Genomic DNA, 19,488 nt, shown 5'->3' with positions numbered 1-19,488 from the left:
TACGATGGGACCGGCTATGGACGAGGATGGTTAACGTTTGGTGTTGGACGCGGCGCTGATTGCGGGGCCCGAGCGCAGGATCCGCCAGACGACGTAGGCGGCCAGCGCGCCGCCCGCCAGATTGGCAGAGAGTTCCGCGGCATAGATCGCCGACGACCCCCAGCTCGGCCGCAGCAGCCAGCCGAAGGGAAGCATGACGAGAAACACGCGCACCGCGCTCTGGGTAAGCGCATATCCCGCCTTGTCGACCGCATTGAGCGCGCCATTGGCGACGATCAGCAGGCCGAAGCCGGCATAGCCCCAGACCGAGATGGCGAGGTAATGCGAGAATTCGGCAATGACCGCGGGATCGTCGGTGAAGATATCGGCGAACCAGTCGCCGGTGAAGAACAGCACTAGCGCGATCGCCAACCCGTAGCCGATACAGAACAGCGCCGACCACCACATCGCGCGGCGCGCACGATCGGCCCGGCGGGCGCCCCAGTTCTGTCCGACGATGGCACCGATCGAGCCCGAGAGCGCGAGCAGCGGAACGACGGCGAAGCTCTGCAGCCGTCCCGCCGCCCCGAAGCCGGCCACCGCGGCCTCGCCCTGGCTGGCGAGCAGCGCGGTCAGGACCGAGAGGCCGATCGGATTGATCGCGTTGGAGAAGGCGGCGGGACCGGCAACCGAAAGGATCGCCTTGCTCGAGGCGCCGACATCGCAATCGCGGATGGTCGCGGGGTGGATCTGCAATTGCCCGCCGCGGATCAGCCACAGCGCAACGAGGATGGCGAGGAAGAAGCCGGCGATCGTCGCATAGGCGGCGCCGGCGATGCCGAAACCGCCGATCCCGAAAGCGCCGGTAATGAGAATCGGGTCGAGTATCCAGTTGGCGATCGAAAAGGTCAGCGAGACGTAGCTGGTCTTGCGCGCCTCTCCCTGGCCGCGGAGCACGCCGTTGAGGCCCATCTGCAGCAGCATGACCGGCAGGCCCAGCGCGTATGGCCGCATATATTCGCGGATGAGCGGGAGCAGCGTGTCGGGGGCCTGCATCAGCGCGAACAGCGGATCGAGCAGCAGGTAGAGTACCAGCCCCAGCACCACGCCGGTCGCCAGCGCGAAGATCGCGCCGAAATTGGCGCGCCGTTCGGCCCGCGCGACATCGCCTTCGCCGAGCGCGCGCGAGATGACCGAATTGATCCCGACCATGACGCCGACGCCGAGGCTGGAAAGCGCGATGGTGATGGGGAAGATGAAGCTCACCGCAGCGAGTTCCTGCGCGCCCAGCCGGCCGATGAAATAGGCATCGATCAGCCCGACCGACATGATCGCCGCGACTCCGAAGATCATCGGCAGCGTCTGTCCGACGAGATGGCCGCGAATGCTCCCCCGGGTGAGTTTGGCCGTCTCGCTCATCGGCTGGGGCGTTAGCGGGGCGTGGGCGGCTTGCCTAGCGCCAACTCCTCCTTGCTTGCGCAGTCGCAGCCCGCCATGCGATACAGGTTGCGAAACAGGACTGCTGACGGAGAGAGCACGCCATGGCCACGCAGATGAAGACCCGCGATTTCGAATGCAGCGATGCCGAGTGGCAGGCGCGGCAGGACCTCGCCGCCTGCTATCGCATCTTCGATCACCTCGGCTGGGACGAGAGCATTTACAACCACATCTCGGTCGCGGTTCCGGGCGAGGAGGATGTGTTCCTCATCAACCCGTTCGGCCTGCTCTATGACGAGGTGACCGCTTCGAACCTCGTCAAAATCGACGTCGAGGGCAACAATGTCGGGCCCTCGCAATATATGGTCAACAAGGCCGGCTTCACCCAGCACGCCTATTTCCACAAGCACCTGGGCGCACGCGCCAATGCGATCTGCCATGTGCACACCACCGCCACCATGGCGGTGTGCAGCCACAAGGACGGGCTCGTTCCGACCAATTTCTACGCCTGCAATTTCCAGGGGCAGATCGGCTATCATGATTTCGAGGGCGTCACCGTTCGACCCGAGGAAGGCGAGCGACTGGTCGAGAACCTCGGCGATCACTCGATCCTGATGTTGCGCAACCACGGCCCGGTGGTGATGGACAAGACCATTCCGGGGATGTTCGTGAAGATGTGGGCGCTGCAGCGTGCCTGCGAAATCCAGGTGGCAACGCTCAGCCAGGGCGAGGCGAACGTGATTTCGCAGGACGTCGTCGACGTTCACCAGCGCGACCTCTCCGTCATGCAGTCGCAGGGCGGGGCGGGCGTGTTCGATTTCGAGGCGTGGAAACGCCGCGTGTCGAAGATCGACGACAGCTGGAAATACTGACCGCTGGCTGAGACGCGCCGCGCATGACCAGCATGACTGTCAACGGGAAGCCGGTGCGCTTCCTGATGGATCCCGATACGCCGCTCTTGTGGGCGCTGCGCGACGCGGCCAATCTCACCGGCACCAAATATGGCTGCGGGGTGGGCGATTGCGGCGCCTGCATGGTCCATGTCGATGGCGAGGCGCTGCGATCGTGCCTCATCACCATTGCCGAAGCCGAGGGGCGTTTCATCACCACGATCGAAGGACTGAGCCGCGACCGCTCGCACCCGGTGCAGCAGGCAATGGTGGCGGAGCAGGCGATCCAGTGCGGTTATTGCACGCCGGGCATCGTCATGGCGGCGAGCGCGCTACTGGCCAAGACCGCCTCGCCCAGCCAGGCCGAGATCAAGGCGGCGATCCCCAACCTGTGCCGCTGCGGCGTCTACCCGCGGCTGGTCCGGGCGATCGAGCGGGCGGGGCGGGTGGCGCGGCGGGCCGAAACGATCAGCGCCGCGCCGGCCCCCGGGATCAGGGCCGGGGACGCTGCACGGGAAGTCCCCGCGATCAGCGCCCCCGAACAGGCCGATTAGAGCGCGAGGCGAACTCCGATCCGCGCGCTGAAGGGTTCGGCGGGCTGGATGTTGTTGTTGCCGTGTGCGCTCGGATAGTAGGTTTCGTCGAACAGGTTCTCGATGTTCAGCTGAACGCTGACACGCTCGTTCACCGTGTAATAGGCGGCGGCATCGACGCGCCAGTAGCTCGGCAGTTCGACGGTGTTCGAGAAGCTCGCGAACTGGTCCGACTGGTGGATGACGCCGAAACCGAAGCCGAACGCCTCGGTCACGTCGAAACGGTTCCAAGCAGCGATCTGGTGCTTCGGGGTCTGCTGCAGGCGCTGCCCGGCAGGGCCGAAGCTGCTAGCGGTGCGCAGTTCGCCGTCGAGATAGGTATAGCCGAGGTTGGCCTGCCAGAAGTCGGTGATTTCACCCACCGCTCCGATTTCGAAGCCGTCCACGCGGCTTTCGCCGGACAGCGTGGTGTTGCCGAGGCTGTCGGTGAAGGGCGTCTTGCTCCTTTCGAGGCGGAAGACGGCCGCGTTGACAAGGACCTTCTCGAGCGGCGCCCACTTGAGCCCGAGCTCGTAATTGGTGAACTTCTCCGGCTCGAACTGGGCCGAAGTCGGGCTCAGCAGCAGGAACTGGTCACCCGCCTGCGGCAGGAAGCTTTCGGCATAGGAGGCATAGATCGACAGGTCCGCATCGGGCTTGACGATGACGCCCAGGCGCGGGCTGACCTTTTCGTCGACCCGGTCGCCCGAAACGCCGCCGAACACATCCAGCGTCTGCAAGTCGAAGCGATCCCAGCGCAGGCCGCCGACCAGCTCGATGTGGTCGCCGATCTGCAGCTGCTCCTGGATATAGAAGCTGAGCGTTTCGAGCTGTGAATCGCGCAGGCGCGCACCGGGATTGAGGGCGTAGGGCGGCACGAAGATCGTCTCGGCCAGCGGGGTTTCGTTGGGGTCGAGGCCGTCGGTGCCCGGGGCGCGGGTGAAGCTGACGGTATCGCGGCCGTTGACCGTGTCCTGACGGCTGGCCTCGAAGCCCAGCAGCAACGTGGATTCGACCATGTCGCCACCCGTCTGCCAGATCAGATTGCCCTGGCCGATCCAGTTTTCGCGCGTGGTGTAGTCGCGGTAGCCGCCGAGGAAGACGGTGTTCGCAGCCGTATTGACGCCGGTCGGCAGGATGTTGGCATAGACCTTGTCGTAATTCGCATACTGGATGGTGCCATTCGCGGTCAGGCCGCCGCCAAAATCGTGCTCGAGGCGCAGGCGCGCGATGTGCGCCTGCGATTCCGCTTCGTTGAAGTCCGGATCGCCGAAGAAGGTCTCGTCGTATCCGCGCAACGGACCGGTGCCGCCGACAGAGGGGACACCGCGATCGGTGACGCGCTTGTCGTCATCATAGGTGTAGCTGGCGATCAGCGTGGTCTGCGGGCCGAGCTGGGCGGTAAGCGTCGGCGAAATGCCGTAGAAGCGGCCCTCGTAAAAATCGCGGTGGCTGTCGAATTCCTCATAGGTACCGTTTACACGCAGCGCGACATCGCCCGAGAGGGGCTGGTTGACATCGGCGAGCAGCGCGAAAGCGCCGAAGCTGTCGACCGAGGCCGAACCGGAAACCGCCTGGCCCGCCAGGTCGGCGCGCTTCGCGACGCGGTTGATCGCGCCGCCGCCCGCGCCGCGGCCGAAGATCAGCGCATTGGCGCCCTTGAGCACTTCGACGCGTTCGATGTTGTAGAGCGAGCGGTAGTATTGCGCATCGTCGCGCAGGCCGTCGATGTAGAAGTCGGCGGTCGATTCCTGGCCGCGGATGAAGACTTCGTCGCGATGCCCTTCGCCGGTTTCCATGCTGATGCCGGGGACGTAACGCAGCGCTTCGTTCAGCTGGCGGATCGACTGGTCCTCGAGCTGGTCCTCGGTGATGAAGCTGACGCCCTGCGGTACGTCGATCAGCGGGGTCGGCGTCTTCGTTGCCGACGAGCCATCGTCATTGTCGTAGCCCGTATCGCGCTCGCCGGTGACGACGATATTGCTGGGCAGATAGTCGCGCTCGGGCTGCGCCGCATCTTCGGCCTGTGCGGTGGTTGCGGTGAAAATGAATGCTGCACCGGCCAGAAGCGCGGCGCGCGAAAAACGATCCCTCATGGAAACCCTTCAGTCTTGCGTGTGATTCTCAATCGATGACCGCCTGCTATTGCGACCTATTCGCATTTGCAAGTCTTGTGTGCGTGAAAAAATCGCAAGCGTCGCTTTCAGTCATCGCAACACTCGCTTAGTCAGCACGCCGACAGCAGGAGATTCGGCCCCATGAAAGCGACCATCTGGCACAACCCCAAATGCGGCACCTCGCGCAAGACGCTCGCGATTCTCGAAAACCTGTCGCGGGTCGAGCTCGAGGTGATCGAATATCTCAAGGACCCGCCGAGCGCGGAAAAGCTGGGGCAGCTCTATCGCGACGCGGGCATCACGCCCAACCAGGGGCTGCGCCTGCGCGGAACCGATGCGGAAGAGCGCGGGCTGCCCGACGCTTCGGCTGACGCAGTGCTGGAAGCGATGGTGGCCGATCCCATCCTGATCGAGCGCCCGCTGGTCGAAACCGAAAAGGGGGTGCGCCTGTGCCGCCCGCAGGATACGGTGCTCGAGATCCTCTAGATCGCGGCATCCTGCCCGGTGCGGCCGCAAGCGAAGCGCGGATTCGCTTCACGCATCCAGCAGGCAATCAACGCCGCTCGCGCGTGAGCTCGCTATCGGGCTGCAGCGCCACCCAGCCATAGACGAAGACTGTCAGGCACAGGCCGGCAATCAGGCCGAAGCCGATCCAGTCCGAGTGGTTGTAGGTCCACACGCCAAGTGCGGGGGCATAGATGTAGCTCGCCCCCGCGACCGAGGCCGTGATGCCCGAGGCCTGGCCCTGCTCCTCGCGCGTGACCGCGAGCGAAGTGCCCGCGGTCGATCCGGGGCGGAACAGCCCGAAGCCGAGCGATGCGAGCGCGAAGGACAATGCGATGAGGTGGAGATCCTGCGCCACGCCGAGCAGCACCGTTCCGAGCGCTGCCGTGGCAATACCCAGCAGCGTTGCCGCGCGGGGGCCAAGGTCGAACCGCGGGATAATTCCCCATTGGGCAAGCAGCGTAGCCAGCGCGCCGGCCATCAGTACCAGCCCGATCGGACCCGTGCCCTCGGCAGGCGTCGCCCGCAGGCCGAGCCGGTCCAGCACGAGGAAGCCTGCGATGCCGAGCACCATCGCCTGCGCATGGCCTCCAAGAAGCCCGCAGACGATCCATGGCCTCAGCCGGGGTTCGAACCAGCGCAGCTTGCGCGTCGACCCGAGCGGTTCGACTTCCTGCGCCTCCCCGTCACGGTCGGGATCGGGATCCGCATTGGTGGCATTGGCGCCCCCGGCATAGGCGGCGGTGGTTCCGCGTGCAGGGAATTGGGGCTCGTCGTCGGGTAGCCGCAGCCGCAGCAGAACCAATGCGATCACGCCGATCGCCGAAAAGATCAGGAACGGGCCGGTCAGCCCGATGACGGGCAACACCATCAGCGGGGCGAGGGCAGGGCCGATGACCGTGCCGAGCCCGAAGCTCGAGGCGATCAGCGAGAGTGCCTGCGTACGCTGCGCGCGCGGTGTGCGGCTGGCGACATAGGCTTGCACCGCCGGCGGGGCCGCGCTGCCGAAGCCGCCGTAAAGGCTGCGCGCCGCAGCAAAGGCGAGCAGCGCCGCAGTCGCGCCGAGAAATCCGTTGAGGCCGAGCCACAGCATCACCCCGCACAGCGTGAAGCTGACGATGAAGCCGAGCAGGCCCAGCGCCATCATCGCCTTGCGCCCACGCCGGTCGGAACGCTCGGCCCACAACGGGGCGCAGATCACCCACAGCAGCGCCGACCAGCTGTAGGCGAGGCTGATCCACACGTCGGCCACGCCGAGCTCGGTGCCGATCGAGGGCATGACCGACTGCATCGCGGTATTTCCCGCGGCGGTGGTCAGCATCACGGTGAAGAGCAGCGCCATGCGCCCGCGCGGGATCGCGGAGGGCGCGGGCCGGGCAAGCGACGGGGCTGGGTCTGTTTCGGCCATAGCTCGTCGGGTAAGCCGAGGCCGGGCCGCTTGCAATGGCGAAGACAGGCTGCCAGACCGCAGGTTTGTTGCCCGAGGTCGCAAGGAAGTCTCACTTGAATTCGGATCAAAGCGTCGGCGTCATCGAACGGCCGGGTCTGCGGCAGAAGGCCGCCCGTTTCTTCGGCCAGTGGGGCGTGTTCTTCCGCGGCTTCCTCGAACACCCGCGGATGGTCGGGTCGATCATCCCCTCGTCGCGCTTCACGATCGAGAAGATGCTGGCGCCGGTCGACTGGACGCGCTGCGAGGTCTTCGTCGAATATGGCCCGGGCGTCGGCACATTCTGCCAGCCGGTGCTCGACCGGCTGCGGCGCGACGGCACGCTGATCGTGATCGATACCAATCCGCTCTACATCGACTATCTCAGGAAGCATTTCCGCGACAGCCGCTTCCACGCCGTGCACGGTTCGGCGGCGGATGTGGTCGATATCGTCAAGGCGCATGGCCACGACGGGGCGGACTACGTCCTCTCCGGCCTGCCTTTTTCAACGCTTCCCGACGGGATCGGCCCGGCAATCGCCGCGGCGACGCATGAGGTGATCCGCCCCGGGGGCGCATTCCTGGTCTATCAGTTCTCGGCCAAGGCGCGCGACTTCATGGCGAAGCATTTCCGTCGCATCGACCGGGGCTTCGAATTGTGGAACGTGCTTCCCTGCCAGCTCTTCTGGGGCTGGAAGGAGAGCGACGACTAGGCTTCGAGCGTTTCGCCCGGCGCGCTCGCCAGCCGATCGAGCTGCGTATGCACCGCGGCAAGCACGCAGACCGTGATCGCGATCATCGCCGCATTGACGAAGCCCGAAAGGATCGCCTCGCCCAGTAGCGCCGCCTGCTCGCCGGCGAGCGCGAAGACGAAGCCGAACACCAGCGAGAAGACCGCCGACAGCACGATGAAGGCGACCAGCAGAAGCAGGTAGAATGCAAACAGCCGCACGCTGTTGCCGCGCGTGAGCGACCATGAGCGTTGCAGCGCCCTGATCGGGTTGAGTTGACCCTCGATCGCGATCACCGGTGCGGCGAGCGAAAGCTTGGTGACGATATAGCAGACGATGACGAAGGCGATCACTCCGCCGAGCGCCGCGAGCACCTGCAGTCCGGTCACCGCGCCGAGCCCCACCAAGAGCATCGCCACGATCACGATCAGCGCCGATTGCATCAATTGTGCAGCGATATAGCTGGGCACCGACCGCGCGCCGGTGGCCAGGGCCTCGCCGACCGTGGGATTGGCGCGCCGCCGGACGAGCGCCAGCATGGCCAGCAACCCGGCACCCTGGACCAGCGCCAGGATCAGGAACACCCACCAATAGCCCACATAGAGGGCGCTCACCGCAGCCATCATGGTTTCGGCATTGCCAGTCGCCTGCGCCTTCTGAAGTTCACCCATTTCCGGAAGGGCGAGCGCGATCCCCGCATAGGGCAGGAAGAAGAACACGCCGGCGATCACCGCCAGCAGGCCCAGATTGCGCGTGAGCAAGCCGGTGGCATCCTTCCATGCGGTGTCGAGGTCGAATTTCATGCAGCGTTTCTCCCGTTTGCCCCTTGATAAGCGTTTCGCCAGTCGCCACGCAATCGCGCATGTCCACGCCTTCACCCGAAACCATCGAATGGCGCGCCGAGCCGGGTCAAATCGGCTATCGCGATGCGCTCGCGGCCATGACCGAGCGCAACCGCGCGATTGCCGAAGCGCAGGCGCAGGAGATGGTCTGGTTGCTCGAGCACCCGCCGGTCTATACCGCCGGGACCAGCGCCGACGGGGCCGAACTGCTCGATCCGCGCTTCGAGGTCGTCGAGGCCGGGCGCGGCGGGCGCTATACCTACCACGGCCCGGGGCAGCGGGTTGGCTACGTCATGCTCGATTTGAAGCAACGGGGCCGCGACGTGCGCTGTTTCGTCCATTCGGTCGAGGGCTGGGTCATTGCCACGCTCGCCGACATTGGCGTCGATAGCTGGCGCAGTGAGGGCCGGATCGGCATCTGGACGCGCGATATCGATGGCCGCGAGGCCAAGATCGGCGCGATCGGGGTGCGCGTGCGGCGCTGGGTGACGATGCACGGATTTTCAGTCAATCTTGCGCCCGACCTCTCGCACTTCACCGGCATCGTGCCCTGCGGGATCGAGGAATTCGGCGTCACCAGCCTCCAGCGGCTCGGAATCGATCTTGCGCCGGCCGCCTTCGATGAGGCATTGCGGGCGCGCTTCGGCGATTTCCTCGAAGCGCTCGAAGGAAGGACCTGCGCGTTGCCATGACGTTTCGAACGGCTGTCTTGCTTGCCGCTGGGGCGGCGCTAGTGTCGGCGTGTGGCGACGATTCGCCCGCCGAAGAGACCGCGGCCGAAGCCGGGCGTGGCGCCCAGGGCGAGGTGCTGGGAGGCACGATCAGCGACGACATGCTCCCGCTCGATCGCCTGCGCTCGCAGTCCCCGACCATACGCGAAGAGCGTGCCACACAGTCCGAGACCTCCGCGACAAGCGGAGAGGAAGCCGATACCCCGAGCCGCGATGGCGACACCGAGCCGCCAGCAACGGCCGAACCCGTCGCAGAGCCCGCTGCCGAGGACTAATCTTCGCCGAGCAGGCGTTTGGCGTGCGCCAGATCGGCCGGCCCGACCCTGCGGTCACCAACGGTCAGAATGCTTGCGCCGGGATTGGTGGCGAAAGCCGAGACGATCTTCATGGCCTCGCTCACCTCGCTCTCGACCGGGGCGAAGGCGCTGTTGATCCCGGCAACCTGCGAGGGGTGGATGGCGAACATGCCGGTAAAGCCGTCCGCCCTGGCCGCTTCGGCGATGCGCAGGCCTGCATCGGTATCGCGGACCTCGCGATAGGGATATTCGATCGCGCCAACCGCCTTGGCATGCGCAATGAGCAGAAGCTGTCCGCGCACTTGCGCGAGCGGGTCGCTCCAGCGTCCCCCGGGGCCGCGCAGCCGCCGTGCCCCGATCGCGCGGGCCAGCGCCACGGCATCCCAGGTCAGGGCAGCGACCCGCGGATGCAATTCGTCGGCCAGTCGCCCGAGGGCGAGTGCACAGGCGGGGGACGACCCCAATTGCGGAACGATGCGCGTGATATTGGCGGCGAGGCCGAGCCGGTCCTCGATCTCGTAAAGCACCGAGGCGAGTTGGCGGATATCCTCGGTCCCGCGGCAGTGCGTCAACACGATGCCATGCGGCGACCCCGCCATCGCGGCGTCGAGATCTTCGCGCCAATGCGGCGTGTCGAGCCCCGGTATCCGTACCCAGCGTTCGAACCGGCGATGCGCGACCAGCTGTTCGCGATGCGAGCGCAACCAGTCGGCCGCATCGGTCCTTGCGGCGGCCTGCTGCGCCAGAGGCAAGGGGCGCGCAAGATCGATCACCACGGCATCGGCACCTGCCGCTGCCGCCGCGCCAAGCGCCTTTTCGTTATCCGCCGGGATCAGGATCCACGAGCGCACGCCTTCCTCCAGATTCTCGCCGCGAGGCGAATCACCCGGCGGCAGTTTGCTCCATCTCGGTTAGCATCGGGTAATCGATGTAGCCCTCCGGACCCGATCCATACCAGCTATTCGGCACATTGACATTAGGTGCGATTGCCGAGCCCAACCGGAACCGCGCAGGGAGGTCGGGATTGGAGATGAAATCGCGACCCCAGCTTACGGCATCGGCCAGGCCCGAGTCGATATCCGCGACCGCGCCATGGGGCGTGTAATCGCTGTTGAGTACCAGCCGTCCCGAATAGATCCGGCGAATGAGCGGGCTCTGCTTGGGGACTTCGGTGGCGCCGAACGTGCCGTCAGGGCCGGGTTCGCGCAGCTCGAGGAAGGCGAGGCCCAGGTCTTCGACGACACGGGCGGCCGCGCCGAAGGTTGCCGCGGGATCGCTGTCGTCGCAGCCCTGGGTCTCACCGTTGGGGGACAGCCGTACACCCACACGATCCGCGCCCCACACATCGATAAGCGCGGTCAATACCTCGCGCAGGAAGCGGGTGCGGTTCTCGGGGGTGCCGCCATATTCGTCGGTGCGAAGATTGGTGCTATCGCGCAGGAACTGGTCGACCAGATAGCCATTCGCGCCGTGCAGCTGGACTCCGTCGAAGCCGGCCTTCTTGGCGTTCTCGGCGGCGTGGCGGTAGTCTTCGACGATGCGCTTGATGTCTTCGGTGCTCGCTTCTCGCGCCTGCTCGTAGTCCTTGCGGCCCTCGAACGTATGCGCATGGCCGGGCGCGGTCGTCGCGCTAGCCGAAACCGGCGGATTGCCGCCGAGGAACAATGGGTGGACCAGGCGTCCCATGTGCCACAGCTGGAGGACGATGAGGCCGCCTTCCTCGTGGACCGCATCGGTCACCAGTTTCCAGCCTTCGACCTGCTCCTCGCTCCAGATGCCGGGCGCGGCGGGCCAGCCGAGGCCTTCGACGCTGATCCCGGTCGCTTCGGAAATGATCAGGCCCGCAGTCGCGCGCTGGCGGTAATAGGTCGCCATCATCGCGTTCGGCACCGAACCCGGCTGGGTCGAGCGCCCACGCGTGAGCGGCGCCATGAAGATGCGGTTCTTGGCCTCGAGGGCTCCCATGGTCAGCGGCTGGAACAGACTATCGTGCATGCTGGACAAATCCTTTTTGCTGGCGCGACTTGGCCATTGAGCTAGGGGCGGGTCATGGACCGCGCAACCGCCTCGCCGGACAAGAATGGCTTTCAGGCCGGCGCGTGGCACTATGCTGCGCTGATTGGCGGAAACCTGGCCCTGGCGCTGGGCCCATGGCTGGTCCGCCTTGCCGATACGGGCCCTGTATCGGCGGCCTTCTGGCGGCTGCTGTTGCCGCTTCCCCTGCTGGCGCTCCTGGCGTGGCGCGGGCGATCGGTCGGCCCGCTCGATCGCAAGCTCGCGCTGCTGTGCATGCTCGCGGGCACCTTCTTCGCCTTCGATCTCGCCAGCTGGCACATCGGAATCGAGCGGACCCGGCTCGCCAATGCCACGCTGTTCGGCAATGCGGGCGCGGTGATACTGATGGTCTGGGGCCTGGTCGCGGCGCGGCGCGCGCCGACTGGGCAAGAAGCCACAGGTGTCGTCGCGGCACTGGCGGGCGCCGCGATCCTCCTCGGGCGTAGCCTCGAAATCTCCGCGACCACTTTCCTCGGAGACCTATTCTGCCTCGCGGCGGGCTTGTTTTACGCTTTCTACCTCTTGCCCGCCCAGCGCGCTCGATCGATGCTGGGCCCATGGGCGGTCTTGCTGCTGGTGAGCCTTGCGGCTTCGCCGCTGCTGCTCGTCCTGGCGCTGGCGACGGGCGAGCCTGTGTGGCCGGGCGCCGCGGGGTGGGCCCCGGTGCTGGTCCTTGCGCTCAGCAGCCAGGTTGTCGGGCAGGGCCTGCTTGTCTTTTCGCTGCGGCACTTCCCGCCGCTGCTCATCGGTATGGCGCTACTCACCCAGCCGGCCGTGGCGGCGCTGGTCGGCTGGCTGGTCTTCGGCGAGCTCCTGCTGCCGCTCGATATCCTAGGCATGGTTCTGGTCGGTGCGGCGCTGGTTCTCGCGCGGGTGCCGGGCAAGGTCGGCCGGGTTCGCTGAGACGCTACCAGAAAGTCCGGTTGAACTCGATGAAGTGCTCCTCGAAGCGCTCGAGATCGGGACCGACGAGGATGAGGCGTGCCTGCTGGGCGAGCTTTTCCGCTTGCTCCTTGAGCAGTGTCTGTCGCCCTTCGTGGTTGATCGGTGCCGCGGCGTTGGCGAGCGTATCGAGCATGACCTCCGCCGCGATCGGCGAGCTGGCCACCGCGCTGCGAATAGCACCAAAGCCGCGCTTCACATAGTGCCCGAAATCGTCGGGCAACGGGATGACGGGGCAATCCTCGGTTTCGTCGTCGCAGATGTCCTTGCGCAGATCGCGGCGCCCGATTTCGGCCGTGGCGGCGCCCAGCCAGTGTATGGCAGTGATTGCAGTGAACGGGTCGTTGATCCCAGGCGATAGCGCGCGCAGGCCGATCTCCACCAGTTCGTCGATCAGAAACTGCGGATCCTGTTCGGGGGTCCGGGTCGAACCAAGAGTGAAGCATTCGCGCACCCGATCCTCGATTGCCTCGGGCTCGCTGCCCCGCACATCCACCAGGGCGGAGTGCCGGTGAACGAAGTCGCCATTGCGGACTCGCAGCGAAAGCGTGCAGCTAGAATCGCGGGCGATCCTGGAAAGGTCCTTGAAGTCGATGAGCTGGACATAGCCGGCTCGCCATGCGGTCAGCGACTGGCCCCCCACAGGTTGCACGGCGTTGCGAAAATTCTCCTCCACCGGATAGGTGTCGCGGATCGCTCCGAGCAGGCGCTCGCCGATGCCTTCGAGCACCTTGTTGATGCGGATGCTCGAGGGGATGTGGTTGAGGAAGAAAACCAGCACCGCCACGCATAGTCCCATGAGCGCATAAGCGACGAGCAGCGAGAGTTGCGGAGTGAAGCCGGGCAGGGCCGTGGCCGCCGCATCCGCCGCAGCGGCCGGAGTCTCGTCTTCGGCGCGGACCGCGCGCAGCACGATCAACGCATAGACGAAGCTGCCGATGAAGGTCGCCAGGCTCAGCTGGTTGCCGCGGTCTTCCATGAAATTGGTCAGCAGGCGCGGGCCGTAATTGCCGCTGGCATAGGCGACTGCAGCAATGGTGATCGAGAACACCGTCGAAGCGACCCCGATCATGCTGCCCGCCATCACGGTGAGCATGTCCGCCGCGCCCTTGGGGCGCGCTGGAACGATCCAGTCCACCTCGTTGAGGAATTCGGCGAAGCCCGCGCGGTCGATCCAGACCATGGTAAAGGCGAGCACGCCGCCCAGGATCGAGAACAACGCGGGGTAGAACCAGTAGTTCGCGTTCAGCCGCGCCCAGAAGAAGCGTATGTCGGCGGTCAAGCACCCACCCCCTGACTGTTGTCGTCAGGAGGTGAACGCGCGAGCGGCGATTGGGTGCCTTAGTCCTCGGCGCCCGAGCCGATCTCGCGGTTGAGATAGGCGAGCAGCAGCGCGGCGCGCTTGGCGTCTTCCTCGTGATCGGCGCCCACCGAATGCCCGCCCTCGCGATATTCGTGGTAATAGAATGTCTGGCCCCACGCCTCGTGCTTGGCCGCCGCCTTGCGCGCATGACCGGGATGCACGCGGTCGTCGAGCGTCGAGAGATAATAGAACGCCGCGGGCACGCCGGGCTGATCGCTCATGTTCTGATAGGGCGACCATTCCTTCATGAAGGCCCAGTCCTCGGCCACGTCGGGATTGCCGTATTCGGCCATCCACGAGGCACCTGCGAGCAGCTTGTTGTACCGTCGCATGTCGATCAGCGGGCTGCCCGAGATGATCGCGCCGTAGAGGTCGGGGCGCTGGTTCGCCACCGCACCCACCAGCACACCGCCATTCGACCGGCCCGAGGCGGCGATGCGGCCGGGGTTCGCGAGGCGGTTGGCGACGAGATCGTCAGCCACGGCGTGGAAGTCGTCGAAGCTGTTCTGGCGCTTCTCGCGTAGCGCGTCCTCGTGCCAGCGCGGGCCATATTCGCCCCCACCGCGGATATTGGCGAGGACATAGGCATTGCCGCTCTCGACCCAGAACAGGCCCAGCGGGCCGCTGCGATAGGGCTCGGCAGTCAAATATTTGGGCGTCTGCGCCGCGCGGAATCCGCCATAGGCGTGGATCAGCGTTGGGAGCGGGCCTTCGGCACCCTTCGGGCGGACGAGGTAATAGGGAACCTTGGTGCCGTCCTTCGAGGTGGCGAACTTCTGTTCGACGGTGAACTTGCTCGCATCGAATTGCGCCGGTTCGCTGGCGATGGCGACCGGATCGCCTTCGCTCGGCACCGCATAGAGTGTCGGCGGGGTGAGCATGCTTTCGACCGTGACGAAGGCCATGTCGCCCTTGCCGCTGGTCTCGGCGATCTGGATCGTGCTGTTGGCGGGCAGGTCCATTGCGCGCGGTGTCCAGCTCGAACTGCCGGGCGAGAGCTCGATGAGCTTGCCCGACACGTCGTCGAGCACCTTGATCCACAGCTTGGTTTCCGATGCCGCCACCTGTTCCACCGCCTGCGTTTCGCTGGGACGGAAGATGGTGAAGGGTGCAGAATCTGCACCGCGCTGCACATCGTCAAGCGACCAGGCGAGCAGCGCGCCGGGCTGTTCGGTGCCGTCGGCGGTTTCGAATTCGGAGTTGAGCTTGGCTATTACGAACCCGCCGAGCACGGCTTCGAACTCGGCGTCGGCGGGCAGCGGCAGGGAGATGGTTGCCCCGTCGTCCGTTACCAGCGCGATTTCATTGGTCCAGAAACTGGGGCTGCGATTGATGAAGCGCCAGCGCTTGTCGCCGTCGAGGACGGAGAAGCCCGAGACGCTGATATCGGCCTGCTCACCTGCGGCGACCTGGCGGGCGTCGGAGAACTCGGTGCCGCGCTGCCACAGCTTGACGAGACGCGGATAACCGGAGTCGGTCAGCGACCCATCGCCTTCGTCGGTGCCGACGAACAGCGTGTCCTTGTCGAACCAGGCGACGTTCGACTTGGCCTCGGGAAGCGTGAATCCGCCTTCGACGAACTGACCCGTGGTGACATCGAACTCGCGCACCACGTCGGCATCCGTCCCGCCCGGGCTGAGCGAGACGAGGCAGCGGGTGTAGTCCGGCGCGAGGCAATTGGCGCCATGCCAGACCCAGCTCTCGCCTTCGTCTTTGCCGAGCTGGTCGACATCGATCAGCACGCGCCATTCGGGTGTGCCCGCCATGTAGCTGTCGAGGCTGGAAATGCGCCACAGGCCGCGCGGGTTGTCCGCATCGCGCCACAGGTTCGTAACCTGGTCGCCCATGATCGCATCGGGCATGGCGATCTGGCGCGTGTCGTCGAGGATCTGCTTCGCCCATGCCTTGGCGATCGGGTACTCGGGCTGGACCGTCAGTACCGCCTCGGTATCGGCATTCCACTGATCGACCTTGGCCAGCGCCTTCTCGCCCTGGATTTCCTCGAGCCAGATGTAAGGGTCTTCCGCGTCGCTTTCCTGTGCCGCGAGCGGCGCAGCGGTAAGTGCGAGCGCGGCGGCCAGCGCCAAGCGTGCGACCATGATATTCTCTCCCTGAGTGTTTCTAGACCTTGCCGAGATCGCCCTTGCCGATCGTACCACTCGCCATTTCGAGCATGCGGTCGAGGCTTTGCTTGGCCTTGAGCCGCAGGCCTTCCTCGATCTCGATCCGCGGTTCGAGATCGCGCAGGCAGGCGTACATCTTCTCCATCGTGTTCAGCGCCATGTAGGGGCAGATGTTGCAGCTGCAGTTGCCGTCGGCACCCGGCGCGCCGATGAAGTTTTTCTCGGGCAGCGCCTTTTCCATCTGATGGATGATGTGCGGTTCGGTCGCGACAATCAGCGTATCGCCTTCGAAAGTCTTGGCGAACTGGAGGATGCCGCTGGTCGAGCCGACGTAATCGGCATGGTCGACGATGGTCGGCGGGCACTCGGGATGCGCGGCAACGGGTGCGTCGGGGTGCTGGGCCTTGAGCTTCAGAAGCTCTGTTTCGCTGAAAGCTTCATGGACGATGCACACGCCGGGCCATAGCAGCATTTCGCGGCCGAACTTGCGGCTCATATAGCCGCCCAAGTGCCGGTCAGGCCCGAAGATGATCTTCTGGTCCTCGGGAATCTGGCTGATAATCGTCTCGGCGCTCGAGCTGGTGACGATGATATCGCTGAGCGCCTTCACCTCGGTCGAGCAGTTGATGTAGGTCAGCGCAATATGGTCGGGATGCGCCTCGCGGAAGGCCTTGAACTTCTCGGGCGGGCAACTGTCCTCGAGGCTGCAGCCGGCATCCATGTCGGGCAGCACCACGATCTTCTCGGGGCTAAGGATCTTGGCGGTGTCGGCCATGAACTTGACGCCGCAGAACACGATGACGTCGGCATCAGTTTCCGCCGCCTTGCGCGAAAGCTCGAGGCTGTCGCCGACGAAGTCGGCAATGTCCTGAATGTCGGCGGTTTGGTAGTAATGCGCGAGGATGATCGCGTTCTTCTCCTTGCGAAGGCGATCGATCTCGGCGAGCAAATCCTGTCCGGTCGGCAGGTCGGTCTGTGCGGTCATTACGTGTCCCGTCTGGTCCTTTTGGGGCCTCTATAGCCCGAACGGACGGGAAGGCGAGGGCGTTCCACCCTAGAAACCCGGTGGCATGAACGGGTCTGGCGATCGCTCGCCACCCGGCGTGCCCGCAACATGGCCGGCGACCCAGGTTCTGGCATAGCCGGTCGCGCCGATGATTTCACCCAGCCCCATGGCCGCGATCGGGCCGAACAGCGCCCACCACCAGGCCTTGTGCACCGTGCCATGCACCCGCTTGTCCATCACCATGCCGGCAATCAGGAACAGCGCGGCGGCCGCGAATATGGCAGGGAAAACGTAAGGTACGAGGAAGGGGAGCGGCAAAAGGCGCGCGATCCCGGGGATGCTGACAGTGACCATCGCACCGAACATCAGGCGCTTGTGCCAGTCGCTCTGCCTGCGCATTCGCAACGCGAAGAGGGACAGCACACCGAATGCCGCAAGGTGAAACAGATTGACCACGAGGAATTCACTCTGCGCGAAGAACGGAGGACCGCCGAGCACCTGCAGCGTTTCGAAGGTCAGCCACGTGCCCAGGACGAGCATCAGCGGGATGTAGACTACCGCGATCTGGCCGAGCTGCCTGTGCAGCGCGATGTTGCCCGATGCAGCGAGCGTCGCCTGGACGGTATAGATCCCGACAAAGCCCATGAAGACGAAGGCGTGGAGGTGGTAGACCAGCGGCACGTCGAAGCTCGATCGCCCGGCCGCAAGATTGAGTGCGAAACCACCCACCGTCATGGCGGCAAGCAGCCAGGTTGCAATCAGGAAAAAACGGTGTTCGCGCGCAGCGGTGTGCGGCGGTTGTTCGGCAAGCGTTGCCATGGTCCCATGGTCCTCCCTCAAAGCCCAAGCGACCGCATGCTGTTTTGATTCCGAACTATCGCGGCACATGGCGAGCGTCAAATCAGGACGGTTGCTCGCCGTCGAAACGCACGTCGACTGTCACGTCGCCATAACCGGCCACTTGCATCGGAATGGCAAGGTTCTGGCGCACTGCCTCCTTGGCTGCCTGCCGCGCGAGGGCGAGCACCTCGGGGTTCTTGGCGAAGGCCGCCGCCTTGCGCTCGGCCTGGAGCGAGTTGTTGCGATTCAACTCGCGGCTGGCATTGCGCGTCACCCAGACGCCTTCGGTGAAGGTCTTCGCCTGCGCTTCGTCGAGATTGGGGCGCGAAATCCTGAGCGGGGGCAGGACGACCGAGAGCGTTTCACTGTCCGCATCCCACCTCATCCGCTCACGCCCCATCCCCGAAAGGTCGACGCGGTATTCGACATTCGCGGGTATGATCGAGGCTTGCCGCGTCTCGGCCAGGTCGAGCGGGCCGACAGAGGTCGTGTTCACGCTTTCGGCGACGACCTCGAAGCGGCTGGCAAAGACGGTCAGTGAATTCTGTTTCTCGAAGGCCAGCATCGCGCTGCCCACCGGGTCGCCTTCCTCATCGTGAAAGAATGCCCGCCACCCGAGCCATGCGACGGCGGCGAGCAGGACGATCACGATCAGCCACGGGAGTGCCTGCACGCGTGCGAGCGGCTGGTCGCGCCTCGGTTCGACTTGGACTGTGGGTTCGCGCGTCTTCAGATCGTCTGCCATACATCGCCCGAACGGGCGACAAGGCCCCGGCGTTCCAGATCGATAAGGTGCGCGGTCACCGACATTTCCGCCGCCTTGTGCAGCTTGGAGTGGAGGCCCTTGTACATTTTCGGCACGAAATCCGCCGCCGCAAGCGGGCCCTCTCCGAGATGGCGGACGATCTGGCTCTCGCGCTGGCGGCGGTGGCCGATCATCCCGCGGACCAACTGACGCGGCTTGTCCACCGCTTCGCCATGTGCGGGATAATAGACCCGGTCCTCGCGCGCATAGAGCTTTTCCAGGCTCTGCATGTAATCGCCCATGTCGCCATCGGGCGGGATCACGACGCTGGTCGACCAGCCCATGATGTGATCGCCGGTGAACAGCGCGTCGCTTTCCTCGAGCGCGAAGCACAGGTGGTTGGAAACATGGCCCGGCGTCGCGACCGCTCGCAGCGTCCAGCCGGGGCCGGTCATCGCCTCGCCATCTTCCATGACGCGGTGGGGTTCGTAGGTCCGGTCGAATGCAGCATCGGCGCGGGGACCACTGTCGTCGAGCACCAGCGGCGCGCAGCCGACGATCGGCGCGCCCGTTCGGGCGGCGAGCGTTTTCGCGGCGGGCGAATGGTCGCGATGGGTATGCGTGCACATGATGGCGCAGACATGCTCCTCGCCGATCGCCGCATCGAGTGCCAGCAGGTGCGCCGGATCGTCGGGGCCGGGATCGATTACCGCACAGCCATCGCCGAGGCCGACGATATAGCTCTGCGTGCCGGTATAGGTGTAGGGCGAGGGGTTGGGAGCGAGCACGCGGCGTACTAGCGGCTCGAGCTGCATCGCCTTGCCGGTCGGCCATGGTTTGGGAGGAGGTCCTGCCATGCCCTTGCATATGGGGACAAGGCTGCGCCATG

At 65.3% G+C, this 19,488-nt stretch carries 19 protein-coding genes; 7 read left to right on the top strand and 12 right to left on the bottom strand.

Annotated elements, in window-relative coordinates:
• Nucleotides 1-30: 30 nt before the first annotated feature.
• The gene (locus tag ACEQZ0_RS07455) at nt 31-1,398 is read right to left on the bottom strand and encodes an MATE family efflux transporter (RefSeq protein WP_370189880.1); all 1,368 of its coding nucleotides are present in this window, start codon (nt 1,396-1,398) and stop codon (nt 31-33) included.
• 122 nt (nt 1,399-1,520) lie between these two features.
• On the opposite strand from ACEQZ0_RS07455, the gene ACEQZ0_RS07450 reads away from it, so the two are divergent.
• Entirely contained in the window at nt 1,521-2,288 is a 768-nt protein-coding gene (locus tag ACEQZ0_RS07450; protein ID WP_370189879.1) for a class II aldolase/adducin family protein, read from the top strand.
• Between the two features lie 23 nt (nt 2,289-2,311).
• The gene (locus tag ACEQZ0_RS07445) at nt 2,312-2,860 is read left to right on the top strand and encodes a (2Fe-2S)-binding protein (RefSeq protein ID WP_370189876.1); all 549 of its coding nucleotides are present in this window, start codon (nt 2,312-2,314) and stop codon (nt 2,858-2,860) included.
• On the opposite strand, the gene ACEQZ0_RS07440 is transcribed toward ACEQZ0_RS07445, so the two are convergent.
• Nucleotides 2,857-4,974 carry a TonB-dependent receptor gene (locus ACEQZ0_RS07440; RefSeq protein WP_370189875.1) on the bottom strand — a complete coding sequence of 706 codons (2,118 nt, stop codon included), beginning with the start codon at nt 4,972-4,974 and terminating at the stop codon, nt 2,857-2,859. The two genes, ACEQZ0_RS07445 and ACEQZ0_RS07440, sit on opposite strands and share 4 nt — an antisense overlap.
• Before the next feature lie 162 nt (nt 4,975-5,136).
• Here ACEQZ0_RS07440 and ACEQZ0_RS07435 point away from each other — a divergent pair, with 162 nt between their 5' ends.
• Entirely contained in the window at nt 5,137-5,481 is a 345-nt protein-coding gene (locus ACEQZ0_RS07435; protein WP_370189873.1) for an arsenate reductase family protein, read from the top strand.
• A 67-nt stretch (nt 5,482-5,548) separates the two neighbouring features.
• Here the strand turns inward: ACEQZ0_RS07435 and ACEQZ0_RS07430 are convergent, their stop codons facing one another.
• Complete coding sequence (locus tag ACEQZ0_RS07430; protein WP_370189871.1) at nt 5,549-6,907, bottom strand: MFS transporter; 1,359 nt, start codon at nt 6,905-6,907, stop codon at nt 5,549-5,551.
• 95 nt (nt 6,908-7,002) lie between these two features.
• Between ACEQZ0_RS07430 and ACEQZ0_RS07425 the strand changes: the two genes are divergently transcribed.
• Nucleotides 7,003-7,638 (top strand): class I SAM-dependent methyltransferase, encoded by a 636-nt coding sequence (locus ACEQZ0_RS07425; RefSeq protein ID WP_370189869.1) that lies wholly within the window; start codon nt 7,003-7,005, stop codon nt 7,636-7,638.
• Here the strand turns inward: ACEQZ0_RS07425 and ACEQZ0_RS07420 are convergent.
• Nucleotides 7,635-8,459 (bottom strand): glycerophosphoryl diester phosphodiesterase membrane domain-containing protein, encoded by an 825-nt coding sequence (locus ACEQZ0_RS07420; RefSeq protein WP_370189867.1) that lies wholly within the window; start codon nt 8,457-8,459, stop codon nt 7,635-7,637. The two genes, ACEQZ0_RS07425 and ACEQZ0_RS07420, sit on opposite strands and share 4 nt — an antisense overlap.
• Nucleotides 8,460-8,518: 59 nt before the next feature.
• Between ACEQZ0_RS07420 and lipB the strand changes: the two genes are divergently transcribed.
• Complete coding sequence (gene lipB, locus ACEQZ0_RS07415; protein ID WP_370189865.1) at nt 8,519-9,190, top strand: lipoyl(octanoyl) transferase LipB; 672 nt, start codon at nt 8,519-8,521, stop codon at nt 9,188-9,190.
• Entirely contained in the window at nt 9,187-9,504 is a 318-nt protein-coding gene (locus ACEQZ0_RS07410; protein WP_370189863.1) for a hypothetical protein, read from the top strand. The genes lipB and ACEQZ0_RS07410 overlap by 4 nt, the downstream gene beginning before the upstream one ends.
• Here the strand turns inward: ACEQZ0_RS07410 and ACEQZ0_RS07405 are convergent.
• The gene (locus tag ACEQZ0_RS07405) at nt 9,501-10,376 is read right to left on the bottom strand and encodes a CoA ester lyase (RefSeq protein ID WP_370189861.1); all 876 of its coding nucleotides are present in this window, start codon (nt 10,374-10,376) and stop codon (nt 9,501-9,503) included. The two genes, ACEQZ0_RS07410 and ACEQZ0_RS07405, sit on opposite strands and share 4 nt — an antisense overlap.
• Before the next feature lie 31 nt (nt 10,377-10,407).
• The gene (locus tag ACEQZ0_RS07400; protein ID WP_370189859.1) at nt 10,408-11,520 is read right to left on the bottom strand and encodes an alkene reductase; all 1,113 of its coding nucleotides are present in this window, start codon (nt 11,518-11,520) and stop codon (nt 10,408-10,410) included.
• A 54-nt stretch (nt 11,521-11,574) separates the two neighbouring features.
• Between ACEQZ0_RS07400 and ACEQZ0_RS07395 the strand changes: the two genes are divergently transcribed.
• Nucleotides 11,575-12,483 (top strand): DMT family transporter, encoded by a 909-nt coding sequence (locus ACEQZ0_RS07395; RefSeq protein ID WP_370189856.1) that lies wholly within the window; start codon nt 11,575-11,577, stop codon nt 12,481-12,483.
• Between the two features lie 4 nt (nt 12,484-12,487).
• On the opposite strand, the gene ACEQZ0_RS07390 is transcribed toward ACEQZ0_RS07395, so the two are convergent.
• The 6 genes from ACEQZ0_RS07390 to ACEQZ0_RS07365 all read right to left on the bottom strand — a co-directional run bounded on the left by ACEQZ0_RS07390 (nt 12,488) and on the right by ACEQZ0_RS07365 (nt 19,456).
• Nucleotides 12,488-13,804, bottom strand: coding sequence for a DUF2254 domain-containing protein (locus ACEQZ0_RS07390; RefSeq protein WP_370189855.1), 1,317 nt, complete (start codon nt 13,802-13,804; stop codon nt 12,488-12,490).
• Between the two features lie 59 nt (nt 13,805-13,863).
• Nucleotides 13,864-15,984 (bottom strand): prolyl oligopeptidase family protein, encoded by a 2,121-nt coding sequence (locus tag ACEQZ0_RS07385; protein WP_370189853.1) that lies wholly within the window; start codon nt 15,982-15,984, stop codon nt 13,864-13,866.
• 22 nt (nt 15,985-16,006) lie between these two features.
• Nucleotides 16,007-16,993: a quinolinate synthase NadA gene (gene nadA / locus ACEQZ0_RS07380; protein ID WP_370189851.1), complete on the bottom strand. Its 987-nt coding sequence runs from the start codon at nt 16,991-16,993 to the stop codon at nt 16,007-16,009.
• A 69-nt stretch (nt 16,994-17,062) separates the two neighbouring features.
• Nucleotides 17,063-17,833, bottom strand: coding sequence for a hypothetical protein (locus ACEQZ0_RS07375; protein ID WP_370189849.1), 771 nt, complete (start codon nt 17,831-17,833; stop codon nt 17,063-17,065).
• A gap of 82 nt (nt 17,834-17,915) precedes the next feature.
• Nucleotides 17,916-18,599, bottom strand: coding sequence for a DUF4230 domain-containing protein (locus tag ACEQZ0_RS07370; RefSeq protein ID WP_370189847.1), 684 nt, complete (start codon nt 18,597-18,599; stop codon nt 17,916-17,918).
• Nucleotides 18,584-19,456, bottom strand: coding sequence for an MBL fold metallo-hydrolase (locus tag ACEQZ0_RS07365; RefSeq protein WP_370189846.1), 873 nt, complete (start codon nt 19,454-19,456; stop codon nt 18,584-18,586). Before ACEQZ0_RS07365 ends, ACEQZ0_RS07370 begins: the two co-directional genes overlap by 16 nt.
• Between the last annotated feature and the right edge of the window lie 32 nt (nt 19,457-19,488).

The organism is Qipengyuania sp. (assembly GCF_964227205.1).
Taxonomy (GTDB): domain Bacteria; phylum Pseudomonadota; class Alphaproteobacteria; order Sphingomonadales; family Sphingomonadaceae; genus Qipengyuania.
The sequence above is the reverse complement of the archived record's forward strand: the minus strand, read 5'-3'. Positions and strand labels throughout refer to the sequence as shown.